This window comes from Paenibacillus sp. sgz302191, from assembly GCF_057749925.1.
Genome location: NZ_JBYLHY010000003.1, coordinates 253,410 through 268,508 on the forward strand (window position 1 = coordinate 253,410; position 15,099 = coordinate 268,508).

The window sequence follows — 15,099 nt, forward strand, 5'->3', positions numbered from 1 at the left end:
CTAAGAGAGACGAAGAACGTCCTTTAGCCTCGCGGCCAAAGGGCGTTTTTTATTTATTCGCCCCTGGCGGCACTCCTAACGAAAAATTTGATTCGTCGGGATGATTGCAGGATCGGACGGGGGACTTTTAGACTATTGAAATCAATCCAAATTCATGTTTAATTTACTATTAAGCCTTAAAAATGGTATAATTTGTCGAGTTTCATAGATTATTCCGGGCATCAGTTTACTGCAAAATCATATTTTCTCAAAAGAGGGGGTATACGCCAGTTTCCGCTTCAAAGCGATTTATAAAACCGAAATCGCTTTAATTTTAACCTGTGAGGAGATGTATTGATGAAAAAGTGGCTTGGCAGAATTGGAGTAGTTCTTCTAACAACAACGGTTGTAGGCACATCTTGGATCGGCTTGCCTCCTAAAGCCGAGGCGGCCGGAAGCCAGACTTACAATTGGCGGAATGTCGTTACGGGCGCCGGAGGCGGGTACGTGCCGGGCATTATTTTCAATGAGAAGCAGCCCGATTTGATCTATGCCCGTACTGATATCGGAGGCGTGTACCGCTGGAACCCGGCCGACAACAGCTGGATTCCGCTGCTGGATACGGTCGGATGGGAAGACTGGGGGAAAAACGGCGCAGACGCCCTCGCTACCGACCCGGTCGAACCGAACCGTTTATACGTCGCAGCGGGCATGTATACGAACGACTGGGATCCGAACAACGGGTACATCCTGCGCAGCATCGATAAAGGCGATACATGGCAAGCTACCCAGCTTCCGTTCAAAGTCGGCGGAAATATGCCGGGACGGTCCATGGGTGAGCGCCTGACGATCGACCCGAACAAAAACAGCGTCCTCTACTTCGGAGCGCGAAGCGGCAACGGTCTCTGGAAAAGCACGGACTATGGGGTCACCTGGAACAAGGTAACAAGCTTTACGAATGTCGGCACCTATGTGCAAAATCCTGATAATTCCTATCAAAACGATATTATGGGACTGGCCTGGATCACGTTCGACAAGTCGGCCGGAGCTCCCGGCAGCGAAACCCAAACCATCTATGTCGGCGTAGCGGACAAAGGCAACAGCATCTACCGCAGTACCGACGGCGGTGCAACCTGGTCCGCCGTTCCCGGCCAGCCTAACGGCTACCTGCCGCATCACGGCGTATTGTCCAACGGCAATTTGTATATCACCTACAACAACGGCATCGGACCATACGACGGCGAAAAGGGCGATGTCTGGAAGCTTAATACGACGACCGGCGAATGGACCAGCATCAGTCCGGTTCCAAGCAGCAGCAACGACAACTTCTTCGGTTACGGCGGACTGACCTCCGATGCGCAGCACCCGGATACGATTATGGTATCGGCTTTGAACGCCTGGTGGCCGGATACGATTATTTTCCGCAGCAACGACGCCGGCAAAACGTGGACGCGAATCTGGGACTGGGACGGTTACCCGGGACGCAAGCTGCGCTATACGCAGGATATTTCGGCGGCTCCGTGGCTCGATTTCGGAGCGAATCCGCAGCCTCCCGAAGTTACGCCGAAGCTCGGCTGGATGGTCGGCGATCTGAAAATCGACCCGTTCAACTCCAACCGTATGATGTATGGTACAGGGGCCACCATCTATGGCACCGACAATCTGACCGATTGGGACAACGGCGGTAAAATTCATATATCCGTCGCCGCCAAAGGATTGGAAGAAATGGCTGTCAACGATCTGGTCAGCCCGTCGTCGGGCGCGCCTTTGATCAGCGCCGTAGGCGATGTCTCCGGCTTCCGCCATAACGACCTGACGAAAGCTCCGGCCAAGATGCTGATCAATCCGAGCAGCACGTCCAGCCTCGATTTTGCCGAGCTGAGCCCGAACTTTATGGCCCGTGTCGGATTCGGGGACTATAAGAACAATGCGAATGCCAAGTCTATCGCGCTCTCCGACGATGGCGGCAGCAACTGGTTCAACAGCGCGGAACCTTCCGGCACTAAAGGCGGGGGCATGATAGCCGTAAGCGCCGGCGGCAATTCCCTGGTATGGAGCACTCCGGATGTGGGCGTGCAATATTCCGGCTCCAGCGGCAACTCCTGGGCAGCCAGCACCGGTGTTCCGGCGAATGCGAAAGTCGCAGCCGACCGCGTTAATAAAAACAAATTTTATGCCGTTTCAGGCGGCAAATTTTATATTAGCACCAACGGAGGCGCTTCGTTTACGCAAACGGAGGCGACCGGCCTGCCGAGCGACGGCGTGTTGAATTTTAAAGCCGTACCGGGCATCGAAGGCGATATCTGGCTGGCCGGCGGAAGCGTAAACGGCGCTTACGGCTTGTGGCATTCCACCGACTCCGGCGCTTCGTTCGTCAAATTGCCCGGTGTCCAGCAAGCCGATGTGGTCGGCTTCGGAAAAGCGGCGCCAGGACAAAGCTACACGGCTCTTTACGTATCGGCCAAAATCGATAACGTAAGAGGCATTTTCCGTTCCGACAATGCCGGCGCAACCTGGGTCCGGGTTAACGACGACCAGCATCAGTACGGCGTGACCAACAGCGCCATTACAGGCGATCCCAAAGTATACGGACGCGTCTATGTAGGAACGAACGGGCGCGGCATCGCATACGGGGACATTGCCGGCGCTGCCGAGAACAACTCGGCGATTTCGCCGTCGTCGGCAGCCTTTGACAAAAAAGCGGACAAGCAAAGCGATATCGCTATCACTTTAACGCTTAACGGCAACACCTTAAACGGCATCAAAAACGGCGCGGCAGCGCTCGTTGAGGGCACAGACTACACCGTCTCCGGCAGCACCGTCACGATCATGAAAAGCTATCTGGCCGCTCTGCCGGTCGGCACGGCAAACCTGGCGTTCGACTTCAGCGCCGGCGTCGATCGTGTACTTTCCGTCAACATTACGGACACGACGGGCCAAACCGGCGGGAACCTGAAAGTACAAATGTTCAACGCGAACACCAACGGCACGTCCAACACCCTGTACACAAGATTCAAGCTTGTGAATACGGGAACGGCAGCCATCTCGTTGGCCGATGTCAAATTGCGTTATTACTACACTATTGACGGCGAGAAAGGGCAAAGCTTCTGGTGCGACTGGTCCCACGCGGGAAGCTCCAATGTCACGGGCACGTTCGTGAAATTGAACGCGCCTGTATCCGGCGCCGACTATTACACTGAAATCGGATTCTCCAGCCAAGCAGGCAGCCTGGCGGCAGGCCAAAGCATTGAAGTCCAAGGACGCATCGCCAAAAACGACTGGAGCAACTACACGCAAACGGGAGATTACTCGTTCAACCCGTCGGTAAACAGCTACGTAGACTGGGACAAAGTGACCGCATACGTGTCCGGCAGCCTCCAATGGGGCATTGAACCATAAGTTATTCATTGTTCAACGTGTAAAAGGAACCTATCGGTTCCTTTTACACGGAAAAACTGTACGCTACATCTCCGGTTTGCTTGACGAGATCTTTCCATTGAGCCGCGGGGATGATATCGACGACCGCTTTAAGCGGAATCGTCTTAAAGTCCAGCTTCGGCAAATCGTCCAGCGTGAGCCTGTTTGTGATCAGGCGCTGGAGCCAGCCCTTGTACCGCTCTTCCATTAGCTGCAGGCGGTAGATGGCTGTCTCAAAATCTTTGCGCGACGCGTTCACCGAACCGATGACGCATTTATTTTCGAGCACCATGCTTTCGTTCAGCGCATCGGAGTGAATTTCCAGCTTCCGGTCCGCCGGCGTGACACCGAGCAGGGCCAGCACGCCGTTCGGCGCCAGCACGGACATCGCCTCGAATGCAAGCGGGCTGTAGCCGGTGCATTCCAGAATCATGTCGATCGGCTTGCCGACCGTTTTGGCATAGGCCGTCAGTGTCAACGCCTGGCCTGTTTCGTCGGCGGCTCCGGCCTGCTGATACACAGCCCCGCAATCCCGGACAAGCTGTGCCTGCAAGGAGTCCGTCTGCGACAAGGACCATACATACACGTTCAACCCAAGCAGCCGGCATGTCATTGCCGCGAGCAGACCCAGTGGTCCCGAGCCGAGAACGAGCGCGGTTTGCGGCTCCCAGATCAAGCGCTGCTGGATGCGCTGCACCTGATCCCATACTTTTTCCACGATGCTTTGCGGCTCCGCGAGCATGCCATGATCAAGCAAAGAATCGGGCACCTGCACCAAATAGCGCGATTCTTCTTTATAAAATTCGGATAAAAAGCCGTGCGCGCCCTTAATGCCGCGCTCTACATACTTGCCTGTCTGGCAAAAATCGGAATGCCCGTTGCGGCAGTTCACACAGTTTTGATCCCTGCACGGCCGCCTGACGATCGCAGTGACCAGGTTGCCGGGCTGGAACCCGGATTCCTTGCCGGCTTCCACAACAACGCCTAACGACTCGTGGCCTGTCGTCAATTCGTCTTCGCCTTCGGGCGGCGTGCCGTATTTTTCCTGTAAAATTTCCCGGTCCGTTCCATCCAGACCGACGGCAAGGACGCGGACAAGCACCTCTTGCGGGTACGCAATCGCCGGTTTATCGACTGTCGCAAGCTCGATATAAGGATTTCCTTGGGTAAGCTGTTTGACTCGAATCGCCTTCATCCGGCGCATCCCTCCTTCTACCTGCTCGCAGTCTCAAGCACTTCGTCTTCGCTTGCATCGGTCTCCCGGGTCGTTCCGAGCTGGCCCAACTGCTTCAGCTTCGTCAAATATTCCTGCGTTACTTTGATGAACGATGCATGAGACCAAGTGAGCGGTGAGACGGACATCGGCTCTCCCGAGAACGGATGGACCTGCTCAGCCATGACACCGGAAGGCAGCGCATGCCCGCATGCCCAGCGCATCATATTTTCCGCTTCGGTCAAATCGGTCATTGTCTTCGCGGATGCGATCAGCCACTCGGCGTACCAAAGCGTGCAAATGAACCAAGGGTTGCCCGGAACTTTTAACACATCCTGGGTAACTTGATGATAGTAGTCATTCTCATACCTGGCAAAGCCACCTATGTCGGTGTGCACCCAGAGCTTGTCTTTCATCGCCTGCATCGTCGCCGCGATTCGCGGATCCGTTTTTTCAAATAAGCCGAAATCGAACAATGCGTACATGCTCGAATCCATGATGTAATCAGGTTCGTACGTGCTTTTATCGTAATTCCAGTACAAAGCGCGCAAAAACCGTTTTCTTTCATGCGAATACAGCTGTTCCTCGGCCGCTTTGCGGACATGTTCGGCGGAATCGGCGTAATAAACGGCCCGCGTTTTGTCCCGATGAAAGTCGGCGAAGCGCGAAGCGGCGATCAATCCGGCATATACGCTGGAAACGGTAAAGGCCATCACGCCATAGCGTTCCTCCCACAAATCGTAAGACGGGAGCGGAAGACCGGAAGCGTCCCGGTAATGCACCAGAAAATCGGCGGCCGGAATGACAAGCTTCTCGTATTCCTCGAAGGATTGGTCCAAAGTGCCGGCCAGCTTATGGTGATGCCACAGCGCGTAGACGACAAGCGCCGTTTCATCTTCCTGGATCGCGAGCTGCTTGCTGCCCTGGCTGTTCACCCACGGATGCCAGCTTGATCCGACCGAACCGTCCGGATTGTATTTGTGCATCAAATACCCTTCCGGAGTGAGCACTTTAAGGCAGAAGTCGAAAAACTTTCTCGACAGCTCGTGAAAACCCGCCCGGTCCAGCGCATGGGTTACGAGCGCGCCGTCGCGGGGCCACATATAAGAGTACGAATCTTTGGCGAATTTTAAAATATCGGAGTCGTTGGCCGCGACAATCGCTCCCCGATTATCGAGATTCGTCCTGACGATCAGCAGACTTTTTTTGTAAAAAGACGCAAGCTCGGGCTTCAGAAGCGACAAGTCGTGCTTATCGCGGTTCACCCATTCGACCCAATGATCATGGGTCCGCTGAAGCATAGCCTGCGGAGTCTCCGTGCGCAGCAAACGTTCCATCTGCTCAATCTCCTGCTTGCTTTTGCCGAAGCAAATCCAGAACCAGGCTTCCTTCGAACCGGCCGGAGGCAGCGTCAATTCCACTTCGATAACGCCGTCCACGGAGCCTTGCGCTATCGGATTGCCCTCCAGATGCCCGTCCTCGGCATCGCGCCATGTGCCTTCGAGGCCGTTAATGCCTTTTTGACCGGTCGCGTAACCGCTCGGCTTCGCCTGTACCTCGTCGGCCGAAAAACAGGACAACGACAAATAGCGGTGGCCTTTGTAAAAAACAAGCGAATTCAGCTCCGGGTCGAAGTAGATCGTATCGCCGATGCCGTTGCCGTAAATTTGCAGGTCAAGATGAAAATACAGCCTTACTTTACGCTCTGCGTTAAAAGTGTTTTCTACTTTTATTTTGCGCAAAAATACATTTTGCTGCACGTCGACGCCGTCCCGGATCAGCATCCGGAGCCCGAAACGCTCATGGCCGAATTCCGCATTCGTAACCAGCGAGTCCTCGACATACGCGGTTTTTCTGGAAACTTCGGGATTGTCGATCCAGAAGAAGCCTTCCTGACACCAGACGCCAAAATGCGAAAGATGATCGCTGGATTGATTCTCCTGACCTACTAAAGGGAAGTATACGTCGCGAATATTATAAGCAGCATCGAAATTGATGAGCACGTTCCCATTTCCAATGGGCAGATCTCTTGCCATACCATCAGCCTCTTTCCAAGGATGTTGCTGTTAATTTTCCATAGCGGCAGGTAGAATATGCATCTGTGCAAAAGCGATTCGGCCAACCGCCGGACCGTGTGATTTAAGAAATTTTTCAGCTTGTTTTCAGGCCATTTTAAGCCCGTTTTAAGCCTATTTTCAGGTTTCAGGTAAATATCGCCAAAGTGTGCGGGATGCATTTTCATTTGCATAAAATTCGTTTACAATATGAAACAAATGGAGGGATGAACAATGAAGCAATTAGAAGGATTCGGCAAATTTTTGGAAACCTTGCGCGGCAAAATGTCACTCCGTGAAGCGGCCCACAAAAGCGGTCTCTCGCATGCGTACATTCGTGATCTTGAACTGGAACGCAATCGCTCGACAAATGAAAAAATCAAACCGTCGCCAGTCACTTTGAAAAAGCTTTCCGACGCTTACAATTTTTCGTATACCGAACTCATGGAAAAAGCAGGGTATTTGGAGAAAGAGGATCGGCCTGTCGCAGGTGTCGACATATCTGTCAAGGAAGTTCTTTTTATCGAAGTCAGCGCCAAAGAAATTACGTTCCACACCCAGCAAAACAGAATCAACCGGAGCGTGAATTCACTGCTCGACTTTAGCGATTTTCTCGACAAACTGGAAGAACAAGGTTTCAAAAAAATGGATACGGACTTGTTCGTAAACCTGCACCACGTGCAAAAGTACGTAGAAAAAGAAGGAAAGCTTTTCTTCGATCCGCTCGGCATCGGCAAGCACGTCGTCATTGCAGCCATCCGCCAAAAAAATTATCATGAACTGCTTTTGCGCTGTGTCGCCCGCAATTCGGGAACGAGCCTTGAATACAATTTTGAACGCAATTCATCGGCAGATTTGTTCAAACCGTCTTTTAAATAGCCCATGTGATTATATTCGATATAATTCGACATTGTTCGCTTGTCGTGTAAACATTTGTATAATAAAATAAAAGGATAGGTGTATCTTTTTTACTCATGGAGCTGATCGAATGTCCCAGAAAATACCTGTAACCCGTGATGGCAAAAAAGGATCCGATATTTTGCTTATCGATTCTCATAAAGTAGTCAAGATCGATAAGATCAGCAATCGCGATTATGTCATTCATACTAAAAATCATCAGTATTATCTGGATTTTTCTCTCGACAGCATTGAAGAGTGGCTCTATGAAGACGGCTTCCGGCTTCTCGACAGCACGAATATTGTGAACATGAAGCAGGTCAAAGAGTACGATTCCCGCAAAGGCATCGTTTACTTCGACGACTCCACCGCCAAGAAAACGAAGATCGCCTCCGCGGCACGCATTCATAAAGAACATATCGAAACCGTTATGTCCATTCTGCAAACATCCGCTGAGCCTGAAGAACAGGCATCCGCCATTTACGGTCAACGGGAGGACATGCAGCCTCCGGATTTTGTCATAAACGAGGACAACCAGTTTTCCCGTTCTTACGCAACGATCCGGGCAATGAATGCGAAACGCCAAGCTGAAGAAAAAATCATTCACATGGCTTACCACGACTCGCTCACCAATTTGCCGAACCGGCTTAAGTTTCAGGAGCATCTGAAACAATCCTTGACGCAGGCGGAAAGCTCCGGCTCCATGCTTGGCGTGCTGTTTTTCGACCTCGACCGGTTCAAAATTATTAACGATACTTTGGGGCACCACGCCGGCGACGAACTGCTGCGTCATGTCGCAGGGAAGCTTCTTGATTATGTCGGGCAATCGCATATGGTAGCCCGATTCGGCGGGGACGAATTCATCATTCTCATGACCGGCATTACCCATCTGGACGAAATTACCGTTCTTGCGGAAGGGATTCCCGAGTGCATGAAGGAAGCTTTTTATTTCGATAAGCAGGAGCTTTATATTACCGCCAGCATCGGAATCAGCGTGTATCCGCAAGACGGCGTCAGCGTTGAATCCCTGATCAAAAACGCCGATGTAGCGATGTATAAAGCCAAGGAAAAAGGCGGAAATTGTTACGAAATTTATCATCCCGATATGAACATGCGCTCCCTGCACCGCTTAAACCTGGAAATTGAGCTGCGCAAAGCCATCGAACGGGAAGAGTTCATGATCTATTATCAGCCGCTTGTCGAATTAACGACAGGCAAAATCATCGGCATGGAATCTTTGATCCGCTGGAAGCACCCGGAATGGGGCATGGTCTCGCCGGGCGAATTCATTCCGCTCGCAGAAGAAACCGGACTCATCATTCCGCTGGGCAATTGGGTGTTAAAGCAAGCCTGCGCCCAGAACAAGCATTGGAATTCGCTGGGGCTGCCTCCGCTTTGCGTCTCCGTCAACATTTCCGTCAATCAATTCATGCAGGCCGGATTTGTGCAGTTTATCGAAGATACGCTGTCGTCTACAGGGCTCACTGCGAATTTGTTATGTTTGGAAATTACCGAGAGCGTTGCAATGAAAAACGTATCTTTCATTATGGAAACTATGGACAAGCTGAGAAAGCTTGGCGTTCAAATATCGATCGACGACTTTGGCACCGGGTATTCCTCTCTCAGCTACCTCAAACGTTTCCGGGTCCATACCTTGAAAATCGATCAATCGTTTATCCGCGATGTTACGACCGATGAAGACAACGCTGCGATAGTCACGGCTCTGATCGCTATGTCCCAGCAGCTCAAAATAAAATCTTTGGCCGAAGGCGTCGAAACCGCCGAACAGCTGCAATTTCTGCGCGAGCGCGGCTGCAATGAGATTCAGGGCTACATTTTCAGCACGCCGCTGCCGGCCGAGAAGTTCGAAAGTCTGATTAAAGAAAACAAAACTTTATATGCTCTTAAGTGAAAAAGGAAAGAAGCTCAGAAAAAATCTGAAACTTTTGTTTCCTTTTTTTCGTCTATGTAGAGATGACATAAAAGCAATAGAAAGGAATGGAAAGGAATGGCGGCACAGCAGTCTGCTTTGCAGCTTCCTCCCCGGCGAGTCGGCAAAGGAAAGCGCAAGAAAAAGTCTTTCGGACTTCGAATGTTTCTGTTCCTGCTAGCATGCTTTACCTCCTTATCCCTTGTAGGACTATGCTGGTTTTTTCTGACTCCATCAGGAACAAGTGTTCGTTATTTGATGGCCGATACGCTAATTACGACGCAGCATCGGGATTGGGCCAAATATTTAATCGGCTCCGATGAATTGCAAAAACGGGTGGAAGCTTACTGGAAAAAATTCGACGAAATGGGCGATGAAAAGGATAAGGGCCTAGTCAAGCTTGAGACCAAAACCAGTGCTCAAAAGGAGACGAAAAAAGATCTCGTCACTATCGAGCCGATTTCCGGCACGAATTTCAAAGGCTATCTGGTCACCGTTTCAGATCCGAAAAAATTGAGAATCGCCGTCCCCGAAAAAGCCGGAAAAGGCGAAAAAGTTTCCTCGATGGTCAAACGGACCGGTGCGGTCCTGGGCGTCAACGGCGGCGGTTTTATCGACCCGAACTGGGAAGGCAACGGCTTTCAGCCTGAGGGCATCGTCATTTCCGGAGGAAAAATATTTTACAATGACAAAGGGACGAACGGCACGGTACAAGTCGTTGGAATCGACAAAGACGGCCGGATGGTTGCAGGCAAATATAAAGTTTCGGAACTGCTCCAGATGGGCGTGCAGGAAGCTGTTTCGTTCAGCCCCCGCTTCATCGTTAACGGCGTCGGGCAGATCAAGAGTCAAGCCGATGGCTGGGGCGTCGCTCCGAGAACGTGCATGGCGCAGACGAAGGACGGCTCGATTTTGTTCGCCATTATCGACGGAAGACAGAAGAGCAGCATAGGGGCCACGCTCTACGACGTGCAGCAAATATTTCTAGAACACGGCGCCGTGACGGCGGCCAATCTGGACGGAGGCGCTTCAACCGTGCTCGTGCACAATAACACGATCGTCAACAAACCTTCCAGCGAGTATGGCGAGCGCTACTTGCCGACCGCCTGGCTCGTATTCGACAATCCCGCAAACGCCAAAATCAAAAACGTCTGGGAAGGGCTCGATATCCGAAAAATCGATCCTTCCAAATGGTAACAAACACAGGGCGCTCTTCGAGAGAGCGCCCTGTGTTTGTTATGAGGCTTGCAGTTATCGGTTGTCTCCCAAAATTACGAAATCTTCGGCGGCTTCCGAAGTTTCGAAATCGTCCTCCATCATTTCTTCCTTCCCCGAGCCCTTCCAGGAACGGACATTATCCACTACCGTCAGTGCGGTATCTTTCGCTTTATTGTAAATTTCCGAAGTTTGGGAGCTTACTGTTCTGGCTATTTTCACGGTTTTTTCGGATACCGTTTGCGCTTGCTCCGCGATATCGCTTCGCAGTTCACGGCCTGACTTCGGAGCAAACAGCAGAGCCGTCGCCGCTCCAAGAACACCGCCTACTACCGCACCAATGAGGAAGTTTTTTCCTTTTTTTGCATCAGACATGTTCATGCACTCCTTTGTTTGTCTTTTCGGCGGACTCGTTTAAGTCCGCTTTTGCTTGCCTGCTGGCCTGCCATCGCTGCCAAAGCTCAACCCCCGTCGCGGCCCATTCGAAGGCGTCCTGCAGCCGCTCCTTATGGGCTTGAACGGCCCTTTCCGCGTTCAGGATCGTTTGGCTCATTGTCCTGGATGCGGAGCGAAGCGACGAAACCACCTCTCCTACAGCCGCCCCTGCCTGTTGAACATGCTCGAGGCTTTGCTGCAGCGTCTGCGCCCCGCTGCGCACGTCTGCCGTGAGCTCCCTCGCCTCCTGCAGCAGCCGGTCCGATTGCTCAGCCGTGTACAACACGGCCTGACGCGTCTCGGACACCGCATCGCTGATCTGCTGCAAGGCTAGCCTCGCGGCAATAAGCGTAACAACCGCATAACCGACAAGCACGATGAAAGCAGCAGCCGCACTGACGCAGCTGATCTCCATCCATGTCATGAGTTCACCTCCCGGGAATGATGCCTTGACATAACAGGCTTCGTAAGCATCGGCTTAGAGTTGTTACCTTGGCATTTGCGATGGCTGTTTCTAGACGAATGCCTATGAATTAATACAGTATAAGTAAGAGCTGCTCGTCTTGACACAACCGCGGTGGAAAAAGTTCGGGAACCTGTCATAATAAGAATCAAGCCCCTGGCTTCGCCAATGCGGCGATCGGCTCCGGCGGAGCAGTACATGAGCTTGCTTGCGGAGCAAGCACGCTTTTGAACAGGGAAGCATTACAAGGAGGATTTGCATGAAAAAGGAACAAGGACTTGCGGAAATCGAACGTACGCGAATCGTAGCGATTGTCAGAGGAGTCGGCGAAGCGCATATTTTACCGGTGGCGGAAGCGCTCTTCCGGGGCGGGGTTACTGTCATGGAAGTGACTTTGAACACGCCGGGCGCGCTGCAGATGATTGCGGATCTGCAAAGCAAACTGGGTGAGCAGATGTACATCGGAGCCGGAACGATACTGGATCTGGAGGATGCGCAAAAAGCGGTTCAAGCCGGCGCCGCCTTCCTCGTAACGCCTAATGTGGATAAGAAGGTCATCCGCTTTGCCAAAGCGAACGACATTCCGATCTTCCCCGGAGCGATGACTCCGACGGAAATCGTCAAGGCGTGGAAAGCCGGAGCTACGGCTGTCAAAGTTTTTCCAAGCGCAAGCCTTGGCATAGGTTTCATCAAAGAACTGATGGGTCCGCTGGACCGCATTCCGCTGATGGCCGTTGGCGGCGTAACGGAAGACAATATCAAGCAGTTTTTGAACATCGGCTGTTACGGGCTCGGTATCGGCGGTTCATTGATTAATTTGAAAGAAATCGAAGCCGGCAATTATGCCTGGATCACCGATAAAGCGGAGCGCCTTCTGGCTGCTTCACGCTGAGACGGCGTCCGGCACGCCCGGACCGGCTGAAAAAAAACAAATAGCCATCACACTCCGTAAAAGGAGGATGATGGCTATTTGCGCCCGCTGATCCTATATACGCACTTGGTTCCGCCTTTTGCAAGGCACTCGGTCCTCTCCACATCGGCATCCAGCAAATTTTGAAACAGCTTCAGCTCACATTGGCAGGCCTGCTGGAACCGGTTGGCCACCTGGGTAATCGGGCAGTTGTGTTCGCTGAAAATGAACTCGTCCTGATCCGATTGCGACCATTCCACCATATAACCATTCTCATCCTGAATGAGGGCCAGTTCGGCAACGCGCTCTTCCAGACTGTCCGCTTTCATTCTTGCATGATACCGCTGCTCCATCTTTTCCTGTCTGCGCTCAAACAACCGGTCAACCAACTGCTGCCCTTCGTCCTCAACCAGCTCTCCGAGCAGATCAAGGGTAAGCTGCAAATATTTCTTCGGAAATAATTCGTCCGCCTGCGGGGCCAGCGAATACAAGCTTGTCGGTCTGCCCATTGCCTGCCGGACGAGCTTCGTCTCCAGGAGGCCGTCACGGTCCAACGTGTTCACGTGCCGTCTTACAGCCATTTCGGTAATTCCGAGCTGCTTGGACATGTCATGAACACTTAAAGGCCCTTGCGTTTTCAGCATGGAAAGGATCACTTTGCGCGTGGATGTCTCAAGGTCATGATTCATAAGCTCACCTACTCCCGGAACTGTGATTTTAGTCTCATTTTACAGCATCCGATAGAATAAGTAAATTAAGAAACATGTATGTATGTTATGCCAATTCCTTTTGGATGAACGCTTTTACGCTGGTGGCAAACTCTTCTAACGCTGCCGGCAGCTTGCCGATAAGAGGATGCAGACCTTCACCTTCCCGCTTCCAGGCCGTATAGTCCTGAACGAGCGGCTTTCTTAATCGGACCAGCTCCAGCAGCGTTTCGGCCAGCGAATCGGAATAAGCCCCTTCGCCGCGCACAATATCGACGATATCCTCGTAGCTGCTCGCGTCTCTCAATATGAAAGCGTCGATGAGCAAGCTGCCCACATCCGTTACCGTTTCAATCGCCAAATGAAGGATTCGTTCCTGCGACAAATGCCGTAGGAGGCTGTCCTCTCCCTCGATCCGCCGATCGGACAATTGCCCGCAAGCGTCAGCCAAAACTTTCAGAAATTGAATTCTTTCATCGATCTGCTCTTGATTAATAAAATACATGCCGCTTATCTCCGTCCTCTTTTTCTCCATTTCGTCCAAAACACCATCGCAACAAACGTAGCGATTACCAGCAGGATCAGCAAAACCGCCTGCATCACATACTCATAGCTCACGAAAGAATCACCTTCTTGATCAGCACTGGGTTATATTCTACCTTTCAGTGTATCGTTATGGTTTGGGAGCGTCAAGCTTGCGCGTCCGCCGCAGTTCCTGTTTTCAAACGGCCCGGTTCATGATAAAGTGAGAAAGTCTTTACTTTCGATTCTATCATCGCTTTGCCGCATTAAAAAGGAGACTCCCAGAAACGTGCAACCAAGACCTAAAATTCCCGAAATGGATATCGTTCGCGCCATCGCCATACTCGCCGTAGTCGTTATTCACGCAACGTCAAGCGCCACCCAATTGCCCGTAGGCACAGTTTCGCAGTCCGTATTTTACATCATCAATCGCGCATCCTTGTTCACGGTGCCTGTATTTATTTGGATCAGCGGAGCCGTGCTCTTCTACAACTACTATGACCGTGCGGGCAGCGGAACAGCCTTCCAATTTTGGACAAAAAGACTGCGCAGAATCGTGATTCCCTACGTGCTGTGGTCGCTATTCTATTATTTGTTCAATCAGCTTATGTATCACGGGCGCATCGGATTCGACCTCATTCACTTCATAAAGCTGCTCATTTCCGGCAACGCCAGCTATCATCTGTATTATATGGTCATCATCGTGCAGTTTTATGTGCTGTTTCCTTGGATCTTGGCGATTGTGAGGAAATACCGTTGGGCCGAAAAAAATCTTATACCGCTCGGCATTTGCTTTCATGCCGCCATATATAGTATTCACCACTGGGTAAACCCACTTCCCCAGTATGCTTCTCTATTTGCCGGATACTCCGCGCTGTTCGCCTTCGGCGCATTTACAGGCATCCATTATGCAGCCGTAATGAAATGGGCCGACGCCCATAAAGGCATCGTCGCCGCAGCATTCATCGCAGGCGGGGCGGCGTTTGTCGGCATGCTGCTGCTGAATCAATACGGCATACGTTCCTTTGAAAACACTTGGTACGAGCTGGCGCTCCTCCTTTACTGCATGGCCGCGGCGTTATATTTCACGCGCCTGGGGCGAAGCATGCTGTCCCGCTGCGCCCCTTCCCGCTCCCGCCTGCTCGCCGGCCTGGGGGCGGCCTCGTTCGGCATCTATCTCGCCCATCCGATGCTGCTGACGCTGTGGGACCGGGCTGCGCCGCCGAAAGCGCAGCTGCTGCTCTTCGACCTGCACAGCGCGGCGGCCGTTCCGCTGGCGCTGTTCGGGGCATGGGCGCTGACCCACCTCTGCCGAAGCGCCGTAAAAAAAGCAAAGCATCCGTGAACGCGGATCTTT

12 protein-coding genes are annotated in these 15,099 nt (G+C 52.1%); 6 read left to right on the plus strand and 6 right to left on the minus strand.

Going from position 1 to position 15,099, the window contains the following annotated elements; translation table 11 throughout:
* Positions 1-336 precede the first annotated feature (336 nt).
* On the plus strand, positions 337-3,378 hold the full coding sequence (locus AC3G2T_RS06045; RefSeq protein ID WP_488434863.1) for a cellulose binding domain-containing protein: 3,042 nt from the start codon (positions 337-339) through the stop codon (positions 3,376-3,378).
* Between the two features lie 43 nt (positions 3,379-3,421).
* On the opposite strand, the gene AC3G2T_RS06050 is transcribed toward AC3G2T_RS06045, so the two are convergent.
* Positions 3,422-4,591 (minus strand): glucose 1-dehydrogenase, encoded by a 1,170-nt coding sequence (locus AC3G2T_RS06050; protein ID WP_488434864.1) that lies wholly within the window; start codon positions 4,589-4,591, stop codon positions 3,422-3,424.
* A 17-nt stretch (positions 4,592-4,608) separates the two neighbouring features.
* Positions 4,609-6,645, minus strand: a complete 2,037-nt coding sequence (locus AC3G2T_RS06055; RefSeq protein WP_488434865.1) for a glycoside hydrolase family 15 protein — start codon at positions 6,643-6,645, stop codon at positions 4,609-4,611.
* Positions 6,646-6,897: 252 nt separating this feature from the next.
* Here AC3G2T_RS06055 and AC3G2T_RS06060 point away from each other — a divergent pair, with 252 nt between their 5' ends.
* From AC3G2T_RS06060 to AC3G2T_RS06070, 3 genes are all read left to right on the plus strand, one after another.
* A complete protein-coding gene (locus AC3G2T_RS06060) occupies positions 6,898-7,542 on the plus strand; it encodes a helix-turn-helix domain-containing protein (protein WP_474679504.1) in 645 nt (214 codons plus the stop codon).
* Between the two features lie 109 nt (positions 7,543-7,651).
* Positions 7,652-9,472: a putative bifunctional diguanylate cyclase/phosphodiesterase gene (locus tag AC3G2T_RS06065; RefSeq protein ID WP_488434866.1), complete on the plus strand. Its 1,821-nt coding sequence runs from the start codon at positions 7,652-7,654 to the stop codon at positions 9,470-9,472.
* A 96-nt stretch (positions 9,473-9,568) separates the two neighbouring features.
* Entirely contained in the window at positions 9,569-10,687 is a 1,119-nt protein-coding gene (locus AC3G2T_RS06070; protein ID WP_474679506.1) for a phosphodiester glycosidase family protein, read from the plus strand.
* 54 nt (positions 10,688-10,741) lie between these two features.
* On the opposite strand, the gene AC3G2T_RS06075 is transcribed toward AC3G2T_RS06070, so the two are convergent.
* Positions 10,742-11,080, minus strand: coding sequence for a YtxH domain-containing protein (locus AC3G2T_RS06075; RefSeq protein ID WP_488434867.1), 339 nt, complete (start codon positions 11,078-11,080; stop codon positions 10,742-10,744).
* A complete protein-coding gene (locus AC3G2T_RS06080) occupies positions 11,073-11,564 on the minus strand; it encodes a DUF948 domain-containing protein (RefSeq protein ID WP_488434868.1) in 492 nt (163 codons plus the stop codon). Before AC3G2T_RS06080 ends, AC3G2T_RS06075 begins: the two co-directional genes overlap by 8 nt.
* Before the next feature lie 298 nt (positions 11,565-11,862).
* Between AC3G2T_RS06080 and AC3G2T_RS06085 the strand changes: the two genes are divergently transcribed.
* The gene (locus AC3G2T_RS06085; protein WP_488434869.1) at positions 11,863-12,495 is read left to right on the plus strand and encodes a bifunctional 4-hydroxy-2-oxoglutarate aldolase/2-dehydro-3-deoxy-phosphogluconate aldolase; all 633 of its coding nucleotides are present in this window, start codon (positions 11,863-11,865) and stop codon (positions 12,493-12,495) included.
* A gap of 74 nt (positions 12,496-12,569) precedes the next feature.
* Here AC3G2T_RS06085 and AC3G2T_RS06090 read toward each other — a convergent pair whose 3' ends face one another.
* Positions 12,570-13,202 (minus strand): helix-turn-helix transcriptional regulator, encoded by a 633-nt coding sequence (locus tag AC3G2T_RS06090; RefSeq protein ID WP_474679510.1) that lies wholly within the window; start codon positions 13,200-13,202, stop codon positions 12,570-12,572.
* 85 nt (positions 13,203-13,287) lie between these two features.
* Positions 13,288-13,725, minus strand: a complete 438-nt coding sequence (locus tag AC3G2T_RS06095) for a DUF86 domain-containing protein (protein WP_474679511.1) — start codon at positions 13,723-13,725, stop codon at positions 13,288-13,290.
* Positions 13,726-14,031: 306 nt separating this feature from the next.
* On the opposite strand from AC3G2T_RS06095, the gene AC3G2T_RS06100 reads away from it, so the two are divergent.
* The gene (locus AC3G2T_RS06100; RefSeq protein ID WP_488434870.1) at positions 14,032-15,087 is read left to right on the plus strand and encodes an acyltransferase; all 1,056 of its coding nucleotides are present in this window, start codon (positions 14,032-14,034) and stop codon (positions 15,085-15,087) included.
* Positions 15,088-15,099: the final 12 nt, after the last annotated feature.